Origin of the sequence: Streptomyces sp. NPDC020965, assembly GCF_044333555.1 — a bacterium.
Lineage (GTDB): Bacteria > Actinomycetota > Actinomycetes > Streptomycetales > Streptomycetaceae > Streptomyces.
On record NZ_JBIRRE010000001.1, the window covers coordinates 1,095,052 to 1,119,597 of the forward strand.

The window sequence follows — 24,546 nt, forward strand, 5'->3', positions numbered from 1 at the left end:
ACCGCCCGGGAGGAGCGTCCGACGATGGCCGTGTACATCGGGATCGACGTCGGCACGTCCGTGGTCAAGGCCGCCGCCTTCGACGCGCGCGGACGCCCGCTGCGCGTGGAGTCCCGGCCGCTCGCCCTCGATCTCCACGGCGGGCGCGTCGAACAGGACATGGAGGAGGTGTACGACGCCGTCGTCACCGTGCTGGCGGCGGTGCGGGCGGCTTCCCCCGGACCCGTCGAACTGGTCGGCCTGACCGGGCAGGGCGACGGGGTCTGGCTGGTGGACGGCGCCGGCCGCCCCGTCCGGTCCGCGATCTCATGGATGGACGGCCGGGCCCATGAACTGGTCGACCACTGGCAGTCGTCGGGGGTGGCCGCGGCCGTGTTCCGGCGCACCGGCGGCGCGCTGTTCCCCGGCTCGCCGGGACCGGTGCTGGCCTGGCTGGAGCGGTACGAGCCGGAGTCGCTGGACGCGGCGACGGCGGCGGTCTACTGCAAGGACATGGTCTTCCAGCGGCTGACGGGGGTCGCGGCCACGGATGTGTCCGACGCGTCGATGCCGTTCCTGGATCCGCGCACCCGGGAGTACGCCGGGGACGTCCTGGCGACGCTGGGGCTCGGGCACCGCCGTGGCCTGCTGCCCGCGATCGGCGATCCGCTCGCGGTGGGCGAGGTGGAGCCGGGGGTACGGATCGCGAACGGGCCGTACGACCTGCCCGCCTGCGCCCTCGGCGCGGGGGTCACCACACCCGGCGACGGGCTGCTGATCGTCGGCACCTGTCTGGCGGCGCTGGTCGCCGTCGACTCCCTCGATCTCGACCGTGAACCGGCCGGGCTGCACATCTCCACCGACCACCGGGGGCGGTGGCTGCGCGCGATGCCCGCGATGGTGGGGACGGCCGCGCTGGACTGGGTGCTGCGGACCACCGGTGTGGCGCATGAGGAGGTGGACGGGCTGCTGGCGGCCACCCCGGCCGGCTCCCACGGGGTGCGGGTGCTCCCCTACTTCGCGCCGTCGGGCGAGCGCGCGCCGTTCGTCGAGCCGGGGCTGCGCGCCGAGGTGACCGGGGTGTCCCTGGAGACGACCCGGGCGGATCTGGTCCGCGCCACCTGTGAGGGGATCGCCTTCGCGGCCCGGGACTGTCTGGCGGCGGCCGGACTCACCGGCACGCTGGCGATCTGCGGGGGCGGCACCCGGTCGGCCGCGTGGACCCGGCTGTTCGCGGATGTGCTGGGCCGGCCGCTGCGGATCGTCGAGGGGGAGGTGGGGGCGCGGGGCGCGGTGCTGGCGGCGGCCGAGCGGTACGGGGTCGCCCTGGACACGGCGGTGTGGACGGCCCCGACGGCGGTGGTGGAGCCGGATCCGGCGCGCGCGGAGTTCTACACGGCGGCGTACGACGACCACCGGGAGCGGCTGACCGGGGCGCGGGCCCGCGCCGCCACCCACGGCACCCGTCACACCGGCACCATCTGACCCGTCGGCGGCAACACCTGGCACACCAGCACCACCGGCGCCCCGAGCGCCACCTGAGCCACCTGAGCCACCTGAGCCACCGCAGCACCGCCACCACCCGAGCCACCCGAGCCACCCGCAGCATCGCCACCGCCACCGCCACCACCGGACCCGTCATCGGACTCGGGAGGGGACACCTCATGCCAGCGACACCGGGCCGCCGTTCCGTACTGCTCGCCGTCGGCGCGGCGGCGGCGAGCGCCGGCACGACCACCACGGCCCGCGCGGAGCCGCCCCCGCCACGCCCGGTGGTGATCGGGCACCGGGGCGCCGCGGGCTGGCGCCCCGAGCACACCTCGGACTCGTACGCCTTCGCGGTCCGCTCCGGCGCCGACTGGATCGAACCGGATCTCGTGTCCACCAAGGACCATGTGCTGGTCGTCCGGCACGAGAACGAGATCTCCGGCACGACGGACGTCCGCGCCCGGCCGGAGTTCGCGGACCGCGAGACGGCGAAACCCATCGACGGGCGGTGGGTCAACGGCTGGTTCACCGAGGACTTCACCCTCGCGGAACTCAAGACGCTGCGGGCGGTGGAGAGACTTCCGCTGATCCGCAATCGCAACACCGTCTTCGACGGCCGACAGCCGATCCTCACCCTTCAGGAAGTGGTGGATCTCGCCCGCGCCCTGTCCCGCCGTCACGGGCGCCGGATCACCGTCTTCCCGGAGCTGAAACACCCCACCTACTTCCGCTCTATCGGACTGCCGCTGGAACCTGAGCTGGTACGGCTGGTCCGGCGCAACGGGCTCGGGGCGCGGGAGTGCGTCGTGCAGTCCTTCGAGCCGTCGAGCCTGCTGCGGATCGCGGCCTCGGCGGGCCCGCGGCTGCCGCTGTGGCAGGCGATCGGCACCACCGGGGGCCCCTACGGCCACGATCTGACGTACGCGGAGATGACCACCCCGGAGGGGCTGCGGCGGATCGCGGAGTACGCCGAGTGGATCGGCCCGGACAAGTCGTCCCTCGTACCGCCCTCCTCCCTGCCGCGCGACGCCCGGGCGGCGGGTCTGAAGGTCGGCGCCTACACGTTCCGCGCGGAGAACCAGTTCCTCCCCACCGAACTCCGCCGCGGGGCGGATCCCATCGGCTTCGGTGACGCCTTCGCCGAGTACGAGCGGTTCTACGGGCTGGGGGTGGCCGCGGTGGTCACCGATTTCCCGGATATCGCGGTGGCCGCCAGGGACGGTATGACACCTCGGTCCTAGGACCAATGCCTGATCACAAGTGGTTCCCTCCTGCTGCTAACGTGCACTTGCGTACGATGTGCAATAAGTAACCGGAGGGACCACCGGGCATGGCCATTTACACGCTTCCTGATCTGCCGTACGACTACTCCGAGCTGGAACCGGTCATCAATCCGCAGATCATCGAGCTGCACCACGACAAGCACCACGCCGCCTATGTGAAGGGTGCCAACGACACCCTCGAACAGCTCGCGGAAGCGCGTGACAAGGACGCGTGGGGGGCGATCAACGGGCTGGAGAAGAACCTCGCGTTCCATCTCTCCGGCCACATCCTCCACAGCATCTACTGGCACAACATGACCGGTGACGGCGGTGGCGAGCCGCTGGACAAGGACGGCGTCGGCGAGCTGGCGGACGCCATCGCGGAGTCGTTCGGCTCCTTCGCCAAGTTCAAGGCGCAGCTCACCAAGGCGTCGGCGACGACGCAGGGCTCCGGCTGGGGCGTGCTCGCCTACGAGCCGGTGAGCCGTCGGCTGATCGTCGAGCAGGTCTACGACCACCAGGGCAATGTCGGGCAGGGCTCGGTGCCGATCCTGGTCTTCGACGCCTGGGAGCACGCCTTCTACCTTCAGTACAAGAACCAGAAGGTCGACTTCATCGACGCCATGTGGCAGGTCGTCAACTGGCAGGACGTGGCCAAGCGCTACGCCGAGGCGAAGGAGCGCACGCCGCTCATCGCGCCGTGACGCCGTAACAGGCGCGCCGGGGGCCGCCGCGCCACGCCCCCGCGGTCGTCCTGCTCGTGATCGTCTTCTCAACCTTCATGTGGCGGGCGGAACAGAGGAAGTGCCCCGCGAGGACATGACTCGCGGGGCACTTCTGCGCCCGGACCCCCTCCCGTTCACCGGGGAAGCTCACCCGGACGCCGTCCACCTCCGCCCGGGAAGCTCACCCGGACGCCTCCCCCTCACCGAGGGGACCCGGCCCGGAAGCCCTCCCCCTCACCGAGGAGCGCGACCGGACGTCGTCCCTCTCACCGGGAAGGGGTGGGTGGCCGTCAGTCGAAGACCGGGTCCTGGTCGCGGGTGCGCTTGATCTCGTAGAAGCCCGGGGTGCCCGCCACCAGCAGGGTGCCGTCCCAGAGCCGGGCCGCCGCCTCGCCCTTGGGCGCCGGCGTCACCACCGGGCCGAAGAAGGCGATCTGCTCCCCGTCCGGGCCGGGGACCGCGATGACCGGGGTGCCGACCTCCTGGCCGACCTTGTCGATGCCCTCCTGGTGGGAGGCGCGCAGCTCGGTGTCGTAGGTGTCGCTGTCCGCGTAGTCGATCAGATCGGCGGGCAGGCCCACATCCGCGAGGGCGCCGGCGACGGCCTCCCGGGTCGGGCCCTCGCCCTGGTTGTGGATCCGGGTGCCGAGTGCCGTGTACAGCCCCCCGATCACCTCGGGGCCGTGCTTCTCGCTCGCAGCGATGACGACCCTGACCGGACCCCATGCCTGCTTCATCCCCTCCCGGTACTGCTCCGGCAGCTCGTCGAGCCGGTCCTCGTTGAGTACGGCGAGGCTCATCACGTGCCAGCGGACCTCGACATCGCGGACCTTCTCCACCTCCAGCATCCAGCGGGAGGTCATCCAGGCCCATGGGCACAGGGGGTCGAACCAGAAGTCCACCGGCGTCTTGGTGGTGTTCTCGGACATGTCACTCCTCATGGGAACCGCGTTCGGGACGCGCCGCGAACGCGCTGTGTGCCTGACGCGGCTGTGTGCCTGACACGAATGTGTTGTGCCTTCCCGGAAGAACATCACCGGTCACCGGCCGATTCCCGGATACCGGTGGTCAGGGGCGCATGGGAGTATCGACCCTGTTCGAACGAGACACAGAGGAGTGCCCGTGCCCGGAGAGAATCTGTCCCGCGACGAGGCCCGTCAGCGGGCCGAGCTGCTGTCCGTCGACGGGTACGAGGTCGCCCTCGACCTGCGGTCGGCGGTCGGGGAGGACACCGCTGGCCCCGGGCCCCTCACCTTCCGCTCGGTGACGACGATCCGGTTCCGCTGCGCGCGGCCGGGCGCCTCCTCCTTCGCCGATCTGCTCGCCCCCGAGGTCACCGGCGTGACGCTGAACGGCGAGAAGCTGGACCCGGGGACCGTCTTCGACGGCACCCGGATCGCGCTGGACTCGCTGGCCGAGCAGAACGTCCTGGTCGTGGACGCGCAGTGCGCCTACAGCCGTACGGGCGAGGGGCTGCACCGGTTCGTCGACCCGGAGGACGGCGAGGTCTACCTCTACACGCAGTACGAACCGGCCGACGCCCGCCGGGTCTTCGCCAATTTCGAACAGCCGGATCTGAAGGCGCCCTTCCGCTTCGAGGTGACCGCCCCCGACGGCTGGACCGTCTGGAGCAACGGCGCGGGCGAGCGGGCGGCCGACGGGACCTGGCGGTTCGCCGAGACCCGGCCGATCTCCACGTACATCACCGCCGTCGTGGCCGGTCCGTACCACTACGAGACCGATGTCTACCGGCGCGTCCTCGACGACGGGACCGAGCTGGAGATCCCGCTCGGCGCGATGTGCCGCAAGGGCCTCGCCCGGCACTTCGACGCCGACGACATCTTCCTCGTCACCAAGCAGGGCCTGGACTTCTTCCACGACCGGTTCGACTACCCGTACCCCTTCGGCAAGTACGACCAGGCGTTCGTCCCCGAGTACAACATCGGCGCGATGGAGAACCCGGGCTGTGTGACCTTCCGCGAGGAGTTCATCTTCCGGGGCAAGGTGACCCAGGCGTCCTACGAGGGCCGCGCCAACGTCATCCTGCACGAGATGGCGCATATGTGGTTCGGCGACCTCGTCACCATGACCTGGTGGGACGACCTCTGGCTGAAGGAGTCCTTCGCCGACTTCATGGGCTCGTACGCGATCGTCGGTGCCACCCGCTTCACCGACGGCTGGATCACCTTCGCCAACCGGCGCAAGGCATGGGCCTACCGCGCCGACCAACTGCCGTCCACCCATCCGATCACGGCCGACATCCGTGATCTGGAGGACGCCAAGCTCAACTTCGACGGCATCACCTACGCCAAGGGCGCTTCCGTACTCAAGCAGCTCGTCGCCTACGTCGGCGAGGACGCCTTCCTGGAGGGCGCCCGGCGCTACTTCAAGCGGCACGCGTACGGGAACACCCGGCTCGGCGACCTGCTCTCCGTACTGGAGGAGACCTCCGGGCGGGATATGACCGGGTGGTCGCGGTCCTGGCTCCAGACCGCCGGTGTCAATGCGCTCACGCCCGAGGTGACGTACGACGCGGGCGATCGCATCACCGAACTGGCCGTGGCCCAGGACGGCGACGAACTCCGCCCGCACCGGGTCGCCGTCGGGCTCTACCGGCACGACGGCACCGAGCTGACCCGGTACGCCCGCGCCGAGATCGACGTCACCGGCGCGCGCACCGTCGTGACCGAGCTGGCGGGCGCCGAGCGGCCCGATCTGATCCTGGTGAACGACGACGACCTCACCTACTGCAAGATCCGCTTCGACGACCGCTCGCTGGCCACCCTCCGGGCCCACCTCGGCGACCTCACCGACCCGCTGGCGCGGGCCCTGTGCTGGTCGGCGCTGTGGAACCTCACCCGTGACGCGCTGATGCCCGCCCGGGACTTCATCGCCCTGGTACGGGACAACGCGGGCCGGGAGACGGACATCGGCGTGCTCCACATGCTGCACGCCTGGGTCCACTCGGCGCTGACGCACTACGCCGCGCCCGCATGGCGCGCGGAGGGCGGCCGGCTGGTCGCCGAGAGCGCGCTGCGGGAGCTGCGACAGGCCGAGCCGGGGAGCCAGCACCAGCTCACCTGGGCCCGGTTCTTCGCCTCGGTGGCGGAGTCGGCGACCGACCTCCAACTGCTGGCGGGTCTGCTCGACGGGACCGCCCGGATCGACGGCCTCGACGTGGACCAGGAGCTGCGCTGGGCGTTCCTGGAGCCGCTGGCGGCGCACGGGGCCGCGGACGAGATCGTGATCGCCACGGAGCTGGCGCGCGACGACACCGCGTCCGGCAAGCGCCACCAGGTCCGCTGTCTGGCGGCCCGCCCGGCCGCGGACGTCAAGAAGCGGGCGTGGGCGACGGTGGTCGAGTCCGACACCCTCTCCAACGCACTGGTCGGGGCGACGATCTCCGGCTTCGTCCAGCCGGGCCAGCGCGAGCTGCTGGCCCCGTACACCCACCGGTACTTCGAGGCGATCGAACGGGTGTGGGACGAGCGCTCGATCCAGATCGGCATGGACGTGGTCTCGGGGCTGTTCCCGTCGCTCGACGAGAACGCGCTGCCGGCGACCGAGGCATGGCTGGCGGCACACGAGGACGCGGCACCGGCCCTGCGCCGACTGGTCCTGGAGGCCCAGGACGACCTGCGCCGCGCCCATCGCGGACAGGCCGTCGACGCGGCGTCCTGACGCTCCCGCACCAAGGCACCCCATCTCCGGATCGGCGCCGCGCCGGGAAGCCCCTTCGGAACGGCCGTCGCGCCGTTCCGGGGGGCGCGTGGCCGTCCCGGCACCGGCCGGACGGGGGAAAGCTGGGGGCGGGAGGTAGTGGGATGGTGACGGAGACGTAACAGGGGTTAGGGGAGGCTCACTCCTTGGGCACTGTCCGGGACATGAGCCACAGCACACCCCTCCGCCACGCCGACCGTGTCCTCTCCGCCGCCCAGCTCCGCGCGCACGGCGTCTCCCACGCCCAGGCCACCGCCCGCTGCCGCCCCGGCGGCCCCTGGCAGAGCCTGCTGCCGGGGGTCTACCTCCTGCACTCCGGCCCGGTCACCGAGCAGGAGCGGCTGCGCGGGGTGCTGCTCTACGCCGGGCGGCCCGTCGTCCCCGCACAGGGCAGGGGCGCGGGCGCCGACCCGGAGGACGGCGCCACGCTCAGAGGACCCTACGGCGACGCCATGATCACCGGACTCGCCGCGCTCGCGCTGCACGGGTTCACCGGGGTGGAGCCGGCGCACCGCCGCGAACGGATCGACGTCCTGGTGCCGGGCACCCGGCGACTGCGCTCCGTCGGCTGCGCCCGGATCGTCCGGGCACACGCGCTCCCCCGGGCCCGGACGATCGACGGACTGCCCGTCGCCCCCGTGGCCCGCGCCCTGGCGGACGCCGTCGCGGAGACCACCGACCCCGACACCGTACGACGGCTGCTCACCGAGGCCGTACGGGACGGACACTGCGAACCGGCCACCGTGGTGTCCGCGTTGAACCGGGCCCGGCTGCTGGACCGGCCGAGCGTCGTGGACGCCGTGGACGCCCTCCTGGCCGAGGGGCGCTCGCTCGCCGAGGAGCGGCTGTACGCACTGGTGTACGGGCAGGGGCTGCCGGACCCCGTGTGGAACGTGGACCTCCGGCTGCCGGGGGGCGCCTACCTCGGTGGGGTGGACGCCTACTGGCCCGACCAGGCCCTGGCGGTGGAGCTGGACACCCGCGCGCCCCGGCACGACGAGGAGACGGTGTGGGCCGAGGGCACCCGGCGCCGCGAGCGGCTGGAGCGGCTCGGCATCACCGTCGTACACATCACGCCGAGGAAACTGCGGGAGGCGCCGGAGCAGCAGGCCACGGTCGTCCGTGCCGCGCTGGCGGCGGGGCGGGACCGTGACCCGGCGCCCGCCGTGGTGGTACTGCCCCGCTGACGGCCGGACCGGGGGGCGCCGGGGCGGACCGGGCGGGCGCACCCGGTACCGACGGCCGCACCACCCGCACCACCCGCACCACCCGCACCACCCGCACCACCCGCACCACCCGCACCACCCGCACCAACGTGATTAGCCGGAACCAGCCCGAACCGCCCGGGCTACCCGAACCAACCCCGACCAACCCCGACCGACCCGACCGACCCGACCGGTCCGAACGCAGCGGGGCCGTGTCACCGAGCCGCACCACCGCACGGCCGCACCGCACGGCCGCCAAAGACCGCACCACCCGACCGCAGCACCGCACCGCCGCCGAGCCGCACCAACCGCCCGGACCGCCCGGATCGCCCGGATCGCCCATCAGGCAAGCCCTACTCGCAGAACTCCGCTTCGATCACCCTCGAGCTGTCCCCCGCCCAGTCACCGTTGAAGTTCAGCGACAGCGAATGGCGTGCGTCCCGGGTGGCGAACGCCTCGGACGAGGAGCCGTGGATGCCGCCGCCATGACCCCAGACCTCCTTGCCACAGCTCAGCGTGGTGCCCTGCACACCGAGGCCATAGCGGTACGCCGGCTGCGCGGGGTCGATCGCGACGGTCGTGGTCATCGCCCTGAGCTGGGCCGGTGGCAGCAGACCACCCGTCAGCAGCGCCCGGAGGAACCGCTGGAGGTCATTGGCGTCGGAGATCATCCCACCCGCCGCCCCGGCCAGCGTCGGGTTCAGCCGGGTCACGTCGTGGATCTTCGCGTCGGGGTTGTCGGAGAGCTTGGAGTACGCCCGGCTCGCCGGGGCCGGCACCCGGGGGTCGGTCGCCGGCACCGAGGTGGCCCGGAGCTTGAGCGGGCGCAGGATGCGGCGTTCGATCTCGGAGTTGTAGGACCGTCCGGTGACCTTCTCGATCACCATGCCGGCGATCGAGTAGTTGGTGTTGGAGTAGCGCCAGGCCGTGCCGGGGGCGAAGTAGGGCTTGTGCTTCATCGCGATGTCGACGAACTGCTCGGGCCGCCAGGTGTCGTAGCGGTGCCGGAGGAAGCCCTCGCCGAAGACCTGCTCGCCGAAGCCGGGGTCCTCGGTGTAGCTGTAGACGCCGCTGGTGTGGTTGAGGAGTTGGCGCAGGGTGATCCGCCGCCCGTCATGGCCGTTGCCCCGGACCAGTCCGGGGAGCCAGCGGTCCACGGTGTCGTCCAGATCGAGTCTGCGCTCGGCCTCCAACTGGAGCAGGACGGTGGCCACGAAGGTCTTGGTGATGGAGCCGATCCGGAAACGGTCCTGGGGCAGCCTCTCGCGCCCGGTGCGCAGATCGCCGACCCCGGCCGTGCCGCTCCAGGCGCCGTTCCGGTCGCGGGCCTGGGCGACGGCCCCGGGCACCCCTTCGCGTACGGCCTGTTCCAGGGCCCGCTGGGCGGGTTGATGGTCGGTGCCGGTGTGAATGGTGTGTGCACCGGCCGGGGCGACCAGGGCGGCGGTGGCGAGGGCCGCCACCGTGGTGACCAGCGCCGTGCGGACCGTACGTGTGGACATTCCAGCTCCCGTTGGTGTTGATGGGCCGCGATCGATCAGAGGGACTCCGGCGCCGGGGGCTCGCGTTGAGTGAGGTGGCGAAGTTGATCCGCTTTCGGCCAATCCATGCGCAGGGCGCCCCTCGTCTGCCGGGGCGCCCTCCGTTCGCTCCCGCACGCCCCCACACGATGACTCGGTAGCTCCCTGTTTGTCCTCTGTGGCGCACTGTGCGCGGTGGCGGATTTCTGCCATGGCCACATCACACCTCCGTCAACCCTCCACAAAACTGCACCCGTACGAAAGGCTGAGCGGTCATCCGGCACCGAAATCCGGACTGACTCTCCACCAGGGAAACGTCTCTTTCACAACCAGGGATGCTGATGACCCCCGATTCCCAGAGCTCCATATCCGGGCGCTCCGTGCCAGGGCACAGACGCGTGGCCCGTATCGCGGCCGCGGCCTCCATGGTGACCGCGCTGGTGGCCACGGCCGCCGTACCCGCGTTCGCCACCGCCCCCGCCGACGATCCGGCCAACAGCGCCGGCGTCAAGGCGGCCACCGCCTCCGAGAAGATCGGCGCGGCCGACGAGGCGCTGCTCGCCGAGGCGGAGGCCAAGGGCGAGAAGTCCGTCACCTTCATGGTCGCCACCACACCCGGTGCGACCGAGCAGGTGTCCGGCCAGCTCGACGCCGTCGACGGCGCCGTGGTCGGCAAGAAGTACGACAAGCTCGGCTATGTGCGGGCCACGGTCCCCACGGCCAAGGCGGAGGCCGCCCTCAAGGCCGCCGCCAAGCTCTCCAGTGTTCGGGGCATCGACCTCAAGCACGAGATCAAGCTCCCCGACCCGACCCCGGGTGGGGACCGCTCCCCGGTCGCGCGCAAGGCGGGCAAGCAGGCCACCGCCTACCCGGCGCCCGACCAGAGCACCCCCGCGAAGAACCCGTACAACCCGTCCTTCGAGACGGGCGCGGTCGACTTCGTGAAGCAGAACCCCAAGTACGACGGCCGGGGCGTGACCATCGGCATCCTGGACTCCGGCGTGGACGTCTCCCACCCGGCGCTCCAGAAGACCACCACCGGTGAGCGCAAGATCGTCGACTGGGTCACCGCGACCGACCCGGTCGCCGACCGCGACGGCACTTGGCGCCAGATGCGTCTCGATGTCGCCGGTCCGGCGTTCAACGTCAACAACCGCGCGTACACCGCCCCGCGCGGCGCCTACAAGTTCAACCTCTTCGCCGAGTCCGCCACCATCGGTGGCGATATGGCCGGTGACCTCAACCGGGACGGCGACACCACCGATGTGTGGGCGCTGCTCTACGACCCGACGACCCGGACCGTACGGGTCGACCTGAACAACGACGCCGACTTCACCAACGACAAGGTGATGAAGGCGTACAAGAACGGCTTCCAGGTCGGCTACTTCGGCAAGGACAACCCGGCCACCCCGGTCGCCGAGCGCATCCCGTTCACGATCGAGGTCCGCGAGGACGTCGTCTACAACGCGGCCGGCGCGACCGCCGACTATGTGAACATCGGTGTCATCGAGGGTTCGCACGGTTCACACGTCGCTGGTATCACCGCCGCCAACGGCCTCTTCGGCGGCAAGATGAACGGCGCCGCCCCCGGCGCCAAGCTCGTCTCGTCGCGCGCCTGCACCTGGACCGGTGGCTGCACCAACATCGCGCTCAGCGAGGGTCTGGCCGATCTGGTCATCGACCGCGGCGTGGACATCGTCAACATCTCCATCGGCGGTCTGCCGGCGCTCAACGACGGCAACAACGCCCGCGCGGAGATGTACAACCGGCTGATCGAGCTCTACGGCGTCCAGCTACTGATCTCGGCCGGCAACGACGGCCCCGGCACCAACACGATCAGCGACCCGGCCGTCGCCGACAAGGCGATCTCGGTCGGCGCGTCGATCACCAAGGAGACCTGGGCCGCCAACTACGGCTCCGGCGTCACCAAGAAGAACGCCATGCTGCCGTTCTCCTCCCGCGGCCCGCGCGAGGACGGTGGCTTCACGCCCACCATCACCGCGCCCGGCGCGGCGATCAACACCACGCAGACCTGGTCCGCCGGTGGCCCGGTCGCCGAGTCCGGCTACCAGTTGCCCCCGGGCTACTCGATGATGCAGGGCACCTCGATGTCCTCGCCGCAGGCGACGGGCGCGAGCGCCCTGCTGCTGTCGGCGGCGGCCCAGCGCGGGATCGAGCTGACCCCGGCGAAGCTGCGCACCGCCCTCACCAGCACCGCGAACAAGATCTCCGGTGTGAAGGCGCATGAGCAGGGCTCCGGTCTGATCGATGTCGTGGACGCCTGGGACTCCATCCGCAACGGCGCCACGGCGCACGAGTACAGCGTCAAGGCCCCCGTCGACACCGCGATCGACGAGGCGCTGAAGACGCCGGGCTTCGGCACCGGCATCTACGACCGCGAGGGCGGCCTCCAGGCCGGCAAGTCGCGGACGTACGACGTCACCATCACCCGGACCACCGGTCCCAAGGGCGCGCTCTGGCACAACCTGGAGTGGAAGTACAACGACGGCAGCACCTTCCGGCTGCTGAACGGCGACCGCGTGCGGCTGCCGCTGAACCAGCCGGTCACCGTCACCGTCCAGGCCCGGCCGAAGACGGCCGGCGTGCACAGCGCGATCCTCCAGGCGGACGACCCGCGCACGGAGGGTGTCGACAAGCAGATCCTGTCGACCGTCGTGGTGTCCACGCCGCTGGCGGCGCCCTCGCACACCTTCTCGGCCGACGAGTCGGTGCAGCGCAACAGCCACAAGTCGTACTTCATCACGGTGCCGCGCGGCGCGAAGACCCTTGAGGTCGCCCTCGGTGGCCTCGCCGCGGGCAGCCAGACGCGCTTCATCAGCATCCACCCGTACGGGGTGCAGATGGAGGACAGCGCGACCATCTACTGCTACCCGAACTACACCAGCCCCTCGAACACCTGCCGGCCGGACCTGCGCTCGTACGCGAACCCGCAGCCGGGCGTCTGGGAGATCGAGGTCGAGTCGCGGCGTACGTCGCCGCTGCTGGACAACCCGTACGAGCTCGATGTGACGCTGTTGGGCGCCGACTTCTCCCCGGCCGTCCAGACGCTCCCGGAGGCGCAGGTCGGTACTCCGGCCGCCGTCAACTGGACCGTCACCAACCGCTTCGCCGCCATCGACGGCAAGCTGGCGGGCGGATCGCTGGGCTCGGCGAAGGTCGACCGGCCGACGATCAAGCACGGTGAGTCGCAGGAGACGACCGTCACCATCGGTGCGGGCGTCGAGCGCCTCGACGTCGCCATCGGCGCGGTCTCCGACGCCTCGGCCGACCTGGACCTCGCGGTCTTCCGCGGGGCGACCCAGGTCGGGTCCTCGGCGGACGGCGACTCGGAAGAGGCGGTCACCCTCCTCAAGCCCCCCGCCGGTACGTACACCATCGTGGTCGACGGCTACTCCGTCCCGGCCGGGACGACCGCCTTCGACTACCGCGATGTGTTCTTCACGCCTTCGCTCGGTGAGCTGAAGGTCGACTCCAGCAAGCCGGTACAGCTGGAGAACGGCGGCTCCGCGCAGGTCAGCGCGGAGGTCGTGGTGGCCGGTGCGGCTCCCGAAGGACGTCAGTTCTTCGGCGAGGTCAAGCTGGTGAACTCGCGCGGCACCTCCGCCGGCGCGGGCAGCGTGGTGATCGAGAAGGTCACCCCGTAACACCGCAGTAGTGAGGGGTGGGTGTCCCGCTGGGGGCGCCCACCCCTTTCGTCTGCCCCCCGGTGGTCAACTCGGGACACCGGAATCATGGGCTACGTCACACTGTCCACGAAGCGGACAATGGACTGGACAACCTGGCCGGGGACATACGCATCATGGAGCCGTACCCAGGTCAGTAAAATCAGTACGAACAGGCATAAAGGAGACTTCCGTGAGGGTCGGAATCGTCGGGGCGACCGGTCAGGTCGGCACAGTCATGCGCGGAATCCTCGCCGAGCGGAAGTTCCCGGTCGAGGAGCTGCGGCTGCTGGCCTCGGCCCGCTCGGCCGGTTCCACCATCGAGTGGGAGGGCCAGGAGATCACGGTCGAGGACGCGGCCACGGCCGACTACTCCGGCCTGGACATCGTGCTCTTCTCGGCGGGCGGCGCGACCTCGCGGGCGCTGGCGGAGAAGGTCGCCGCACAGGGCGCCGTCGTGATCGACAACTCCTCGGCCTGGCGGCTCGACCCGCAGGTGCCGCTGGTGGTCTCCGAGGTCAACCCGCACGCGATCAAGGACCGCCCCAAGGGCATCATCGCCAACCCCAACTGCACCACGATGGCGGCGATGCCGGTACTGAAGCCGCTGGCCGTGCAGGCCGGGCTGACCTCCCTGGTCGCCACCACCTACCAGGCGGTCTCCGGCTCCGGCCTGGCCGGCGTCGCCGAGCTGGACGGCCAGGTGCGGAAGACGTTCGAGCACGCGGCGGAGCTGACCCACGACGGCGAGGCCGTGACCTTCCCCGAGCCGGGCGTCTACCAGCGCCCCATCGCGTTCAACGTGGTGCCGCTCGCGGGCAATCTGGTGGACGACGGCTCCTTCGAGACCGACGAGGAGCAGAAGCTGCGCAATGAGTCCCGCAAGATCCTGGAGCTTCCGGAGCTGAAGGTCTCCGGCACCTGTGTCCGGGTGCCGGTCTTCTCGGGGCACTCGGTCCAGGTGAACGCCTCCTTCGAGCGCCCGCTGAGCGTGGAGCGCGCGTACGAGCTGCTGGCCGATGCGCCCGGCGTGGAACTCTCCGAGATCCCGACTCCGCTCCAGGCGGCCGGCCGGGACGCGTCCTACGTGGGCCGCATCCGGGTGGACGAGACGGTGGAGCACGGGCTGGCGCTGTTCCTCTCCAATGACAACCTGCGCAAGGGCGCGGCGCTGAACACGATCCAGATCGCCGAGCTGGTCGCGGCGGAGCTGCGGGGCTGAGCCACGGCCCGCGAGGGCCGACAGCGTGACGAGGGCCCCTGGTGGTGTGCGGTCGCACACCACCAGGGGCCCTCGCATTCCACTGAATCGCTTCGAGCGCATTCGGCTCGTAATACCGGTCCGGCGAATATTCGGGATACCCGAATTACCTTCCCTCATCAGGAACGATGATCTTTCCATTCCTTCCCGTGAGGGATCCGATACCGATCACCGGACATGACCGAACACCATTCCCTCATTCCGGGCCTCCTAACGGGTGAATGCCCCCGCACCACCCCCGCCAGCCATGATCACAGCCGCATAATCGGGCCTCCGACATATGACTGACTGGTTCGACATGGCCTGGATCTGCCCCCGCTGCAAACGTCCCGAAGCCGTCGCCTACGTGGCGAACGAGGAAGGGCTGCACACCTTTCCCTGTCTGTTCTGCGACTTCTCGACACTGTCGGGTCCGGCGCTGACGGCGATATACGCGAGCACCGCCTGCGCGGCACCGCATTGCGAGGGCTCGGTGACGGACGTATTCCATTACGACAGCGGTATGCGGCTGATCGAGGTCACCCGGCGGGTCTGTCCGTCGTGCGGCTCCCGGGCGACGGCCTCGGCCCGCCAGCCACCCCATCGGCGCGGGCCCAAACTCTCCCCCGCGCCCCGGCCGTGACGGGCCCGCCGCGGGCGGGGGGCCCGGCTGCCGTGGCCGGTGGCCGGTGGCCGGTGGGGCGACCGATTCCCGCTCCGGCAGCGCCACACCTCCGGCTCGGTCAGCACCGCGGCACCATGCTCCGCCAGCGCGACCCCGACTCCGTCAGCAGCGCGGCACCATGCTCCGGCAGCGCCACACCTCCGGCTCGGTCAGCACCGCGGCACCATGCTCCGCCAGCGCGACCCCCGGCTCCGTCAGGGCCGCCGCACCTCGAAGAGGAAGCAGCCGTACTCCACCGCCCGTACATGCACCTGCATCACCTCCGGCGCCGCGAACGCCTCGTCCAGCGCCGCGTCGAACGCCTCCCCGACCCCCTCCCCGGCCGCCCCCTCCGGCAGCTCCAGCAGCCGGCCACCCAGGATCCGCCCGTCCGCACCGTAACGGCGCAGGGTCCGCAGCACACCCGGCCGGGCGAACGGATAGTCGGCCACCGGCTCAGGACCGCCGCACTCCGTCGCATGGATGAAGACCGGTCCCTGCTCGTCATAGGCGCCGGGATCGACCCCGCGCCCGGCCGCCCAGCGACGCAGCGGAGCGTACGAGACCAGGGCGATCGACTCCCCCGCCCGGCTTCTCCGCAGACAGCAGCGCAGCGGCGCGCCCCCCTCCGGGTCGGTGCTCGGGACGCTCGGACGACCGGCGTCGTCCAGCGCGCGCAGCCGCTCCAGGGTGCCGGGGTCGATGGGTCGGGGCCGGTACTTCACGGTGGTGGTGGTCATCGGCCCAGCGTGCCGCTGGACGCCCCCGACCGCTGGCGGAAACCGGACATCGCGCTTCTGTGACCGGCGCGCGAATACTCCAGCGCGGCTCCCGCCCGGCGCGTGGAAAGATGACGGAAAACGTCACGAAAACGAGGAGATGCCGCGTGCCTGGCACGAATCTGACCCGCGAAGAGGCCCAGGAGCGGGCGCGACTGCTCACCACTCACTCATATGAGATCGATCTCGATCTCAGTGGGGCGCAGGAGGGAGGCGACTACCGGTCAGTGACCACCGTGCGCTTCGACTCCGCCGAGGCGGGCGCGGAGACCTTTATCGACCTGGTCGCCCCGGCCGTCCACGAGGTCGTGCTGAACGGCAAGTCGCTCGACGTCGCGGCGGTCTTCCGCGACTCGCGGATCGCCCTGGCCCATCTCCACGAGGGGCCGAACGAGCTGACGGTCGTGGCGGACTGCTCGTACACGAACACCGGTGAGGGTCTGCACCGCTTCGTCGACCCGGTCGACCAGCAGGCGTACCTCTACACCCAGTTCGAGGTGCCGGACGCGCGCCGGGTCTTCGCCAACTTCGAGCAGCCCGACCTGAAGGCCACCTTCCAGTTCACCGTGACGGCTCCGGAGGGCTGGACGGTGATCTCCAACTCGCCGACGCCCGAGCCCGAGGACCGGGTCTGGCGCTTCGAGCCGACGCCCCGGATCTCCACGTACATCACGGCGCTGATCACCGGCCCGTACCACGCGGTCCACAGCTCGTACGAGAAGGACGGCCAGACCGTCCCGCTCGGCATCTACTGCCGGCCCTCGCTCGCCCAGTACCTGGACTCCGACGCGATCTTCGAGGTCACCCGGCAGGGCTTCGACTGGTTCCAGGAGAAGTTCGACTACGACTACCCGTTCGCCAAGTACGACCAGCTCTTCGTCCCCGAGTTCAACGCGGGCGCGATGGAGAACGCGGGCGCGGTGACCATCCGGGACCAGTACGTCTTCCGTTCGAAGGTGACGGACGCGGCGTACGAGGTCCGGGCGGAGACGATTCTGCACGAGCTGGCCCACATGTGGTTCGGCGACCTCGTCACCATGGAGTGGTGGAACGACCTCTGGCTGAACGAGTCGTTCGCCACCTACACCTCGATCGCCTGCCAGTCCGCCGCGCCCGGCTCGCGCTGGCCGCACTCGTGGACGACGTTCGCGAACTCCATGAAGACCTGGGCGTACCGGCAGGACCAGCTCCCCTCCACGCACCCGATCATGGCCGAGATCCGGGACATCGACGATGTCCTGGTCAACTTCGACGGCATCACCTACGCCAAGGGCGCATCCGTCCTGAAGCAGCTCGTGGCGTACGTCGGCGAGGAGGCGTTCTTCAAGGGCGTCCAGGCGTATTTCAAGGCGCACGCCTTCGGCAACACCCGGCTGACCGATCTCCTCGGCGCGCTGGAGAAGACCTCCGGGCGCGATCTGACCACGTGGTCGGAGAAGTGGCTCCAGACCGCCGGCATCAATGTGCTGCGGCCCGAGGTCGAGGTCTCCGCCGAGGGGTACGTGACCTCCTTCGCGGTACGGCAGGAGGCGCCCGCGCTGCCCGCGGGGGCCACCGGGAAGTCGACGCTGCGACCCCACCGGATCGCGATCGGCTGCTACGACCTGGACGAGCGTGGCAAGCTCGTCCGGACCAACCGGATCGAGCTGGACGTCGACGGCGAACTCACCGACGTGCCGTTCCCGAGTGGCACCCGCCGTCCGGCGGTGTTCCTCCTCAACGACGACGACCTGTCGTACGCGAAGGTCCGGCTGGACGAGGAATCGCTGCGGGTCGTCACCGAACACCTCGGCGACTTCACCGAGTCCCTGCCGCGCGCCCTGTGCTGGGCCTCCGCCTGGGACATGACCCGCGACGGCGAGCTGGCGACCCGCGACTACCTGGCGCTGGTCCTCTCCGGCATCGGCAAGGAGTCGGACATCGGCGTGGTGCAGTCGCTGCACCGGCAGGTGAAGACGGCGATCGACCTGTACGCGGCACCGGAGTGGCGCGAGGCCGGGCTCACCCAGTGGACCGACGCGACCCTCGCGCACCTGCGCTCCGCCGCGCCGGGCAGCGACCACCAGCTCGCCTGGGCGCGCGCCTTCGCGGCGACCGCCCGTACCCCGCAGCAGCTCGATCTGCTCCAGGCGCTGCTGGACGGCACCAGGACGATCGAGGGGCTCGCGGTCGACACCGAGCTGCGCTGGGCGTTCGTGGAGCGGCTGGCAGCGACCGGGGTGCTGGACGAGGACGGCATCGCGGCGGAGTACGAGCGGGACCGGACGGCGGCGGGCGAGCGGCACGCCGACTCCGCGCGGGCCGCCCGGCCGACCGAGGAGGCCAAGGCGGAGGTCTGGGAGTTGGTCATGGCGGGCGACAGCCTGCCCAACGCCCAGCAGGAGGCGGTGATCGGCGGATTCGTCCAGACCGATCAGCGCGAGCTGCTCGCCCCGTACGCCGCAAAGTACTTCGCGGCGGTCAAGGGTGTGTGGGAGTCCCGCAGCCCGGAGATGGCGCAGCAGATCGTGATCGGTCTCTATCCGTCGTTCCAGGTCTCGCGGGCGACGCTGGAGGCGACCGACGCCTGGCTGGCGTCGGCGGAGCCGAGCGCGGCGCTGCGGCGGCTGGTCTCGGAGTCGCGGTCGGGCGTCGAGCGCGCACTGCGGGCGCAGGCGGCGGACTCGGCCGCGGCCTCCTAGGGACCGGTCCGGGCGACCGGATCCGACCCGCTTCCCTCTCGCCCCGGGTGGTTTCCGGTAGGAGTTCCTACCGGAAACCACTCGGGGCTTCCGTCTGCCTCCACCGGTTTCATCACCCGCACCGGCTGACACCGCTTCTAACTTGGCCGAAAATCGTTTCTTCCGTCCCCGACCCCCGCCACCTGGGCATCTCTGCCTCCATCGGCATCAACATCGCGGCAGCTCCATGACCCGTCATCAGGTCCCTTGGCGGGAAACGGATATGCTCCCCGACTGTCGTCATATGATCATTTCCGTTTCCATGGCTTGAAGGTTGAGGGTGCTGATGGTTCGACAGGAAACGTCGACCGGAAGTGCGTCGACCGGAAGTGCGCGGAGGGCGGTCGCCCTCACCTGGCTCGTACCCGTCGTCATCACCTCCGTTCCCGCCGTGATGGCCGCGGTGCAGGTCTCCGCGTCGGCCCGTACGTCCGTGATCTGGATCGGAGTGACCGCCGTCCTCGCGGTCGCCGTCGCCAGTTACGAGGCCGGGCGGCGCGGCCGGCAGGTCGAGCTGCTGGGCGCCCGGCTCACCGTGCGCGAGGCCGAGCTGGCTCGTCAGCGGGCCGAGACCGCGCGGCTGGCGGGCGAACTGCTCCCGCAGGTGGTGGAGCGACTCCGGGCGGGCGAGATCCGCGAGGACGTCCTCGAATCGCTGGACGTCCCCGCCGAGCACCAGGCCGTCCTCGGCTCCGTACTCGACGCCGTCGTCGCGGAGGAGGACCTCCGCGAGTCCGCGCAGCGCGCCTTCGTGAACATCGCCCGCCGGGTGCAGGCCATCGTGCACCAGCAGGCGCAGGAACTGCGGGAGATGGAGGACCGGCACGGCAACAACCCCGAGGTCTTCGGCGATCTGCTCCGCATCGACCACGGCACCGCGCTGATCGGCCGGCTCGCCGACTCCATCGCCGTGCTCGGCGGCGCGCGGCCCGGCCGCCAGTGGAGCAAGGCCGTCCCCCTCTACAGCGTGCTGCGCGGCGCGATGTCGCGGATCATCGACTACCAGCGGGTGGAGCTGCACTCGGTCTCCGAGGTCGCCGTCGTCGGCACCGCCGTCGAGCCGCTGATCCACGCACTGGCCGAACTGCTCGACAACGCCACCCGCTACTCGCCGCCCCGGACGAAGGTCCATCTCACCGCCGGTGAGGTGAACTCCGGTATCGCCGTGGAGGTCGAGGACGGCGGAGTGAGCATGAGCGAGGAGGCCCGCGCGCGGGCCGCGCGGATGCTCCGCGCGGCGCAGCAGGGCATCGACGTCAACGACCTGGGCGAATCGCCCCGCCTCGGCCTCGCCGTGGTCGGGCGGCTGGCGCAGGCGTACGGATTCACGGTCTCGCTGCGCCCATCGGCGTACGGCGGTGTGCGTGCCGTGGTCGTGGTGCCCAAGGATCTGATCACCACCGTCGCCTCCGCGACCGGCCTGGCGCACGGCATCGGAACGTCCTCCGGGCCCCGCCCCGGCGATCCGACCACCCAGCAGCCGTCGCCCCGACCGATCACCGGCCCCACGGGCCCGATCAGCCACCCCGAACCCATCAGCCCCGCGGGCCCGACCGGCACGGCCGGCCCGACCGTGCCGGAGCTGATGACGGACGACGAGATACCGGTCGTCACCGAACGGACGCCGACCGGACTGCCCCAGCGGCGCCGCAGGAGCCCCGTCACCGCAGCGCCCGCTGCCGCCGCCGGGCCCGAGCCGGAGGCCGCGCCCGCGGTGCAGCCCGGTATGTGGCTCACGGCGTTCCAGAACGGCCTGGCCGGTGAGCCAACCCAGACGAACAAGGGGAGTACACAGCCATGATTCAGCAGCGGTCCAACCAGACCGACATGGACTGGATGCTCAAGGACCTGGCCGAAGGCGTCCCGCAGACCAGACATGTGATCGTGCTGTCGGCGGACGGGCTACGGATGGCCCAGCACGGGGCGGACACGGACACCGCCGACCGGCTGGCCGCCGCCTGCGCCGGGCTCCAGAGCCTGGCGGGGGCCGTCGCCTCCGAACTCCCCGGCAGCGACGGCCGGATGCAGCTCGTCGTCATCGAGATGACCGGCGGCTTCTTCTATCTGATGGCGGCCGGCTCGGGGGCGTTCCTCGCGGTCCTCGCCGACGAGGGCGTCGACGCCGGGCTGATGGGACAGCGCATGCGCGACCTCGTGCTGAGGATCGGAGAGCACCTCAGCAGTCCGCCGAGGCAGGGCAGGCAGACCGCGTGAGCAACGCGGGGGGCTGGGAGGACGGCAGCCCCGAGCGTCTGTATGTCATCACGGGCGGGCGCAGCGGCTCATCCGGGCCGGCCGACCTCGACCTGGTCACGCTGATCGTGGCCAGGTCGGGCCCCCGGCACGGGATGCAGCCGGAGCACTCCTCCATCATCCGGCTCTGTCGGTCGCCGCTCTCGGTGGCCGAGATCTCCGCCTATCTGAGCCTTCCGGTGAGCGTCGTCACCGTGCTTCTCGGCGATCTGCTGACCAAGAAGCAGGTAGTGGCCCGCGCGCCGGTCCAGCCCGCTCTCCTCCCCGACCTCGCATTGATTGAGGCAGTAATCGATGGACTCCAGAAGCTCTGAGCCGGCCCTGGGGCCGCGCAGCGAGGACATGCTGCCGGAGACGGCCACCGCCGCCGTCAAAGTGGTCATCGTGGGCGGGTTCGGCGTGGGCAAGACGACCCTGGTGGGCTCGGTGAGCGAGATCAGGCCGCTGACCACCGAGGAGACGATGACCCAGGCCGGCGTCGGCGTCGACGACACCCAGGGCCTGGAGCGGAAGACCGCCACGACCGTCGCCATGGACTTCGGCCGGATCAGCATCAATGAGGAACTGGTGCTGTATCTGTTCGGCACCCCGGGGCAGCAGCGGTTCTGGTTCCTGTGGCGGGGGCTGTTCGAAGGCGCCCTCGGCGCGGTCGTCCTGGTGGACACCCGCCGACTGGAGGTCAGCTTCGACGTCATCGGACGGTTGGAGGAGCGGCGGATGCCGTTCGTGGTGGCCGTCAACTCCTTCCCGGACGCACCGCCGTATCCGGTCGACGAGATCCGGGCGGCGCTCGACCTGCCCGCCGCGGTGCCGATCATGGAGTGCGACGCGCGGATGCGGGGTTCCAGCCGGGATGTCCTGATGGCACTTATGCGGTACCTCCAGTCCCTGGCGGTGGCGGCCGAGGCGCCCTAGGCCCGGGCCGGGGGCGGACGACGCTACTGGGCCTCCCTTCCGGATCCTGCTGAGCCCGCGTGCCTCAGGGGCGCCCGAGCGCCGGTGGCTCCGGCGGTCTTCCCGTACGGCGCCTCCGGCATCGGCGGCCCCGCGGTCTCCTCATGCGCCGTCCCCGCATGGACCGTCCCCGCATGGACCGTCCCCGCATGCGCCGCCGCCTTCTCCGGGGCCGGGCGTCGGTGGGTCTTGAGCTGTCCGGCCAGGGTCGCCGCGAACGCCAGGGCCATTCCCACGAGTTGTACGGGGCTGAGTGCCTCACCCAGCGCGGCCCAGCCGATGACCGCCGCCGTGATCGGTGACAGCGGGCCGAGGAGGGTGGCGGAGGTGGCGGTGAGCCGCTCTATGCCACGGAACCAGAGCCAGTAGGCGATCGCCGTGTTGACGAGCGCGAGATAGAGATAGCCGGCGATGTTGGTGCCGTCGAGCGCGGGGGCGCGCCCTCGACGAGGAGGGCGACGGGGGCGATCAACAGCCCGCCGGCCGTGAGCTGCCAGCCGGTCATCACCAGCGGGCCGACGCCCGCAGGGCGGCCCCAGCGCTTGGTGAGGACGACGCCCGCCGACATCGAGGCGGATGAGGCCAGACCGGCGAGCACACCGACGAGGTCCAGCGCCGCCCCGGCCCGCAGGACCACCAGGCTGACCCCGAAGGCCGCCACGATCGCGCTGAGCAGGGTGCGGGTGGTCGGCCGTTCGCTCAGCAGCAGCGCGGCGAGCCCGGCGACGAAGAGCGGGCCGACCGAGCCGACGACGGCGGCGACCCCGCCGGGCAGCCGGTAGGCGGCGAGGAAGAGCAGCGGGAAGAACGCGCCGATGTTGAGCGCGCCGAGCACGCCCGCCTTCCACCACCAGGCGCCCCGGGGCAGCACTCGGGTGGCCGCGAGGATCAACAGCCCTGCGGGCAGGGCTCTCATCAGCCCGGTGAACAGGGGTCTGTCGGCCGGAAGGAACTCCGTGGTGACCGCATAGGTGGAACCCCAGGAGACGGGGGCCAGCGCGGTCAGAGCAACGATGGCTGCGCGATTCATAGAAAGTAGCTTACTCCTAAGCTACTCACCTGTAAGCAGCTTACTTGCGAACAATCTGCTACCCACGGATACTGACCGTTATGACTTCCCAGGGTTCCCCCGACGCGGTGGACGCGATCATCGACCAGTGGGCGGCGGTCCGGCCCGATCTCGACACCGGCCCGATGGCCGTCTACGGCCGCATCTACCGGATCGCCCGTGCCATGGGCGACGGGGTCGAGAAGGAGTACCGCCGCTTCGGGCTGTCACGCGGGGAGTTCGACGTCCTGGGGACGCTGCGGCGCTCGGGAGAGCCGTACACCCTGTCACCGCGCGAACTGTCGGCGACGCTGATGCTGACCACCGGCGGCATGACCGGGCGGCTCGACAAGCTGGAGAAGGCGGGGCTGCTCAGCCGCAGCCCCGATCCGCACGACCGGCGCGGGCTCCGCGTCACCCTCAGCGAGCACGGGCGGGAGCTGGTGGACGGGGCGGTGACGGCCGGTCTATCGCTCCAGCACCAGATCTTCGACGCGGCGCTGGACGAGACGGGCGCGGAGCAACTGGCCGACCTGCTGCGGACGCTGCTCGCGGCGCACGAATGAGCCCGTCCGAACGGGGCGCGTCAGGGCACCGGGCACCGCTCCACCGGTGAGACCCGCGCCCGGCCGGCGACACGGCCCGATCCCGGCTCCATCAGTGCGGCGCTCGGGCTCCGGGTGCGGGCCGGGCTCGGGCTCCGGGTGCGGGCCAGGCTCGGGCTCCAATGCGGGCCAGGCTCGGGCTCCAGCGCGGGCCAGGCTCGGGCTCCAGCGCGGGCCAGGCTCGGGCTCCAGCGCGGGCCAGGCTCGGGCTCCAGCGCGGGCCAGGCTCGGGCTCCAATGCGGGCCAGGCTCGGGCTCCAGCGCGGGCCAGGCCTGCGCCCAGGCCCGCGCCGTCGAGCATGGCCAAGGCGCCCCTCAGCCCTTAGGCACCCGCTCAACCCCGCGGGCCGGGACTGAGATCCCGGACCGGGGTCCGGGCATGACAAGGGCGCTCCGGGGGTGTCGCACCCCCGGAGCGCCCTGAGAAACGTCAGGCGCGGCCCGTCAGCTCTGCTGCTGCCGGTCCGTCGACTTGTCGAGGACCATCACCAGGCCCGCGATGAGCACGAAGATGCCCAGCGGCGCCGCTACAAAGAGACCGAGCGTCTCGGCCACGCTCAGGCCCTGGCCCGGGTCGTCGCCGTCGTCACGCGTCAGGGCGAGCGCGGGCGACGACAGGAGCAGCATCATGAGCGTCGTACCGGCCGCGACGGTGCCGGCGCGCAAAGTGTTCTTCTTGTCCACGGTCCCCAACGTAGCGA

General features: G+C 70.9%; 18 protein-coding genes and 1 pseudogene. 14 read left to right on the top strand and 5 right to left on the bottom strand.

The features are described from left to right. The first annotated feature begins 30 nt into the window (after positions 1–30). From ACH4S7_RS04730 to ACH4S7_RS04740, 3 genes are all read left to right on the top strand, one after another. The gene (locus ACH4S7_RS04730; protein WP_398520030.1) at positions 31–1,464 is read left to right on the top strand and encodes an FGGY family carbohydrate kinase; all 1,434 of its coding nucleotides are present in this window, start codon (positions 31–33) and stop codon (positions 1,462–1,464) included. A 179-nt stretch (positions 1,465–1,643) separates the two neighbouring features. After that, a complete protein-coding gene (locus ACH4S7_RS04735; RefSeq protein WP_398519595.1) occupies positions 1,644–2,708 on the top strand; it encodes a glycerophosphodiester phosphodiesterase family protein in 1,065 nt (354 codons plus the stop codon). Between the two features lie 89 nt (positions 2,709–2,797). Further along, entirely contained in the window at positions 2,798–3,433 is a 636-nt protein-coding gene (locus tag ACH4S7_RS04740) for a superoxide dismutase (RefSeq protein WP_398519596.1), read from the top strand. A gap of 311 nt (positions 3,434–3,744) precedes the next feature. Here the strand turns inward: ACH4S7_RS04740 and ACH4S7_RS04745 are convergent, their stop codons facing one another. Beyond that, positions 3,745–4,383 (bottom strand): DsbA family protein, encoded by a 639-nt coding sequence (locus tag ACH4S7_RS04745; protein ID WP_398519597.1) that lies wholly within the window; start codon positions 4,381–4,383, stop codon positions 3,745–3,747. Positions 4,384–4,576: 193 nt separating this feature from the next. On the opposite strand from ACH4S7_RS04745, the gene pepN (ACH4S7_RS04750) reads away from it, so the two are divergent. Then, positions 4,577–7,135 carry an aminopeptidase N gene (pepN, locus tag ACH4S7_RS04750; protein ID WP_398519598.1) on the top strand — a complete coding sequence of 853 codons (2,559 nt, stop codon included), beginning with the start codon at positions 4,577–4,579 and terminating at the stop codon, positions 7,133–7,135. A 203-nt stretch (positions 7,136–7,338) separates the two neighbouring features. Further along, complete coding sequence (locus tag ACH4S7_RS04755; protein ID WP_398519599.1) at positions 7,339–8,361, top strand: hypothetical protein; 1,023 nt, start codon at positions 7,339–7,341, stop codon at positions 8,359–8,361. A gap of 371 nt (positions 8,362–8,732) precedes the next feature. Here ACH4S7_RS04755 and ACH4S7_RS04760 read toward each other — a convergent pair whose 3' ends face one another. After that, positions 8,733–9,881: a serine hydrolase domain-containing protein gene (locus ACH4S7_RS04760; RefSeq protein WP_398519600.1), complete on the bottom strand. Its 1,149-nt coding sequence runs from the start codon at positions 9,879–9,881 to the stop codon at positions 8,733–8,735. Positions 9,882–10,234: 353 nt separating this feature from the next. Here ACH4S7_RS04760 and ACH4S7_RS04765 point away from each other — a divergent pair, with 353 nt between their 5' ends. From ACH4S7_RS04765 to ACH4S7_RS04775, 3 genes are all read left to right on the top strand, one after another. Further along, complete coding sequence (locus ACH4S7_RS04765; RefSeq protein WP_398519601.1) at positions 10,235–13,564, top strand: S8 family serine peptidase; 3,330 nt, start codon at positions 10,235–10,237, stop codon at positions 13,562–13,564. Between the two features lie 211 nt (positions 13,565–13,775). Next, a complete protein-coding gene (locus ACH4S7_RS04770) occupies positions 13,776–14,804 on the top strand; it encodes an aspartate-semialdehyde dehydrogenase (RefSeq protein ID WP_398519602.1) in 1,029 nt (342 codons plus the stop codon). Between the two features lie 319 nt (positions 14,805–15,123). After that, complete coding sequence (locus ACH4S7_RS04775) at positions 15,124–15,465, top strand: hypothetical protein (protein WP_398519603.1); 342 nt, start codon at positions 15,124–15,126, stop codon at positions 15,463–15,465. 236 nt (positions 15,466–15,701) lie between these two features. Here the strand turns inward: ACH4S7_RS04775 and ACH4S7_RS04780 are convergent, their stop codons facing one another. Then, complete coding sequence (locus tag ACH4S7_RS04780; RefSeq protein WP_398519604.1) at positions 15,702–16,226, bottom strand: DUF1203 domain-containing protein; 525 nt, start codon at positions 16,224–16,226, stop codon at positions 15,702–15,704. A 146-nt stretch (positions 16,227–16,372) separates the two neighbouring features. Between ACH4S7_RS04780 and pepN (ACH4S7_RS04785) the strand changes: the two genes are divergently transcribed. The 5 genes from pepN (ACH4S7_RS04785) to ACH4S7_RS04805 all read left to right on the top strand — a co-directional run bounded on the left by pepN (ACH4S7_RS04785) (position 16,373) and on the right by ACH4S7_RS04805 (position 22,153). After that, positions 16,373–18,946: an aminopeptidase N gene (pepN, locus tag ACH4S7_RS04785; RefSeq protein ID WP_398519605.1), complete on the top strand. Its 2,574-nt coding sequence runs from the start codon at positions 16,373–16,375 to the stop codon at positions 18,944–18,946. A 325-nt stretch (positions 18,947–19,271) separates the two neighbouring features. Continuing rightward, positions 19,272–20,786 (top strand): ATP-binding protein, encoded by a 1,515-nt coding sequence (locus tag ACH4S7_RS04790; RefSeq protein ID WP_398519606.1) that lies wholly within the window; start codon positions 19,272–19,274, stop codon positions 20,784–20,786. Continuing rightward, positions 20,783–21,199: a roadblock/LC7 domain-containing protein gene (locus ACH4S7_RS04795; RefSeq protein WP_398519607.1), complete on the top strand. Its 417-nt coding sequence runs from the start codon at positions 20,783–20,785 to the stop codon at positions 21,197–21,199. Before ACH4S7_RS04790 ends, ACH4S7_RS04795 begins: the two co-directional genes overlap by 4 nt. Further along, positions 21,196–21,552: a DUF742 domain-containing protein gene (locus tag ACH4S7_RS04800; RefSeq protein WP_398519608.1), complete on the top strand. Its 357-nt coding sequence runs from the start codon at positions 21,196–21,198 to the stop codon at positions 21,550–21,552. The genes ACH4S7_RS04795 and ACH4S7_RS04800 overlap by 4 nt, the downstream gene beginning before the upstream one ends. Further along, a complete protein-coding gene (locus ACH4S7_RS04805) occupies positions 21,533–22,153 on the top strand; it encodes a GTP-binding protein (protein ID WP_398519609.1) in 621 nt (206 codons plus the stop codon). The genes ACH4S7_RS04800 and ACH4S7_RS04805 overlap by 20 nt, the downstream gene beginning before the upstream one ends. 23 nt (positions 22,154–22,176) lie before the next feature. On the opposite strand, the pseudogene ACH4S7_RS04810 reads toward ACH4S7_RS04805, so the two are convergent. Beyond that, positions 22,177–23,222: pseudogene (locus ACH4S7_RS04810) on the bottom strand (EamA family transporter). A gap of 80 nt (positions 23,223–23,302) precedes the next feature. On the opposite strand from ACH4S7_RS04810, the gene ACH4S7_RS04815 reads away from it, so the two are divergent. Continuing rightward, positions 23,303–23,806: a MarR family winged helix-turn-helix transcriptional regulator gene (locus tag ACH4S7_RS04815; protein WP_398519610.1), complete on the top strand. Its 504-nt coding sequence runs from the start codon at positions 23,303–23,305 to the stop codon at positions 23,804–23,806. 483 nt (positions 23,807–24,289) lie between these two features. Here ACH4S7_RS04815 and ACH4S7_RS04820 read toward each other — a convergent pair whose 3' ends face one another. Then, positions 24,290–24,529, bottom strand: a complete 240-nt coding sequence (locus ACH4S7_RS04820; protein WP_398519611.1) for a hypothetical protein — start codon at positions 24,527–24,529, stop codon at positions 24,290–24,292. Positions 24,530–24,546 lie beyond the last annotated feature (17 nt).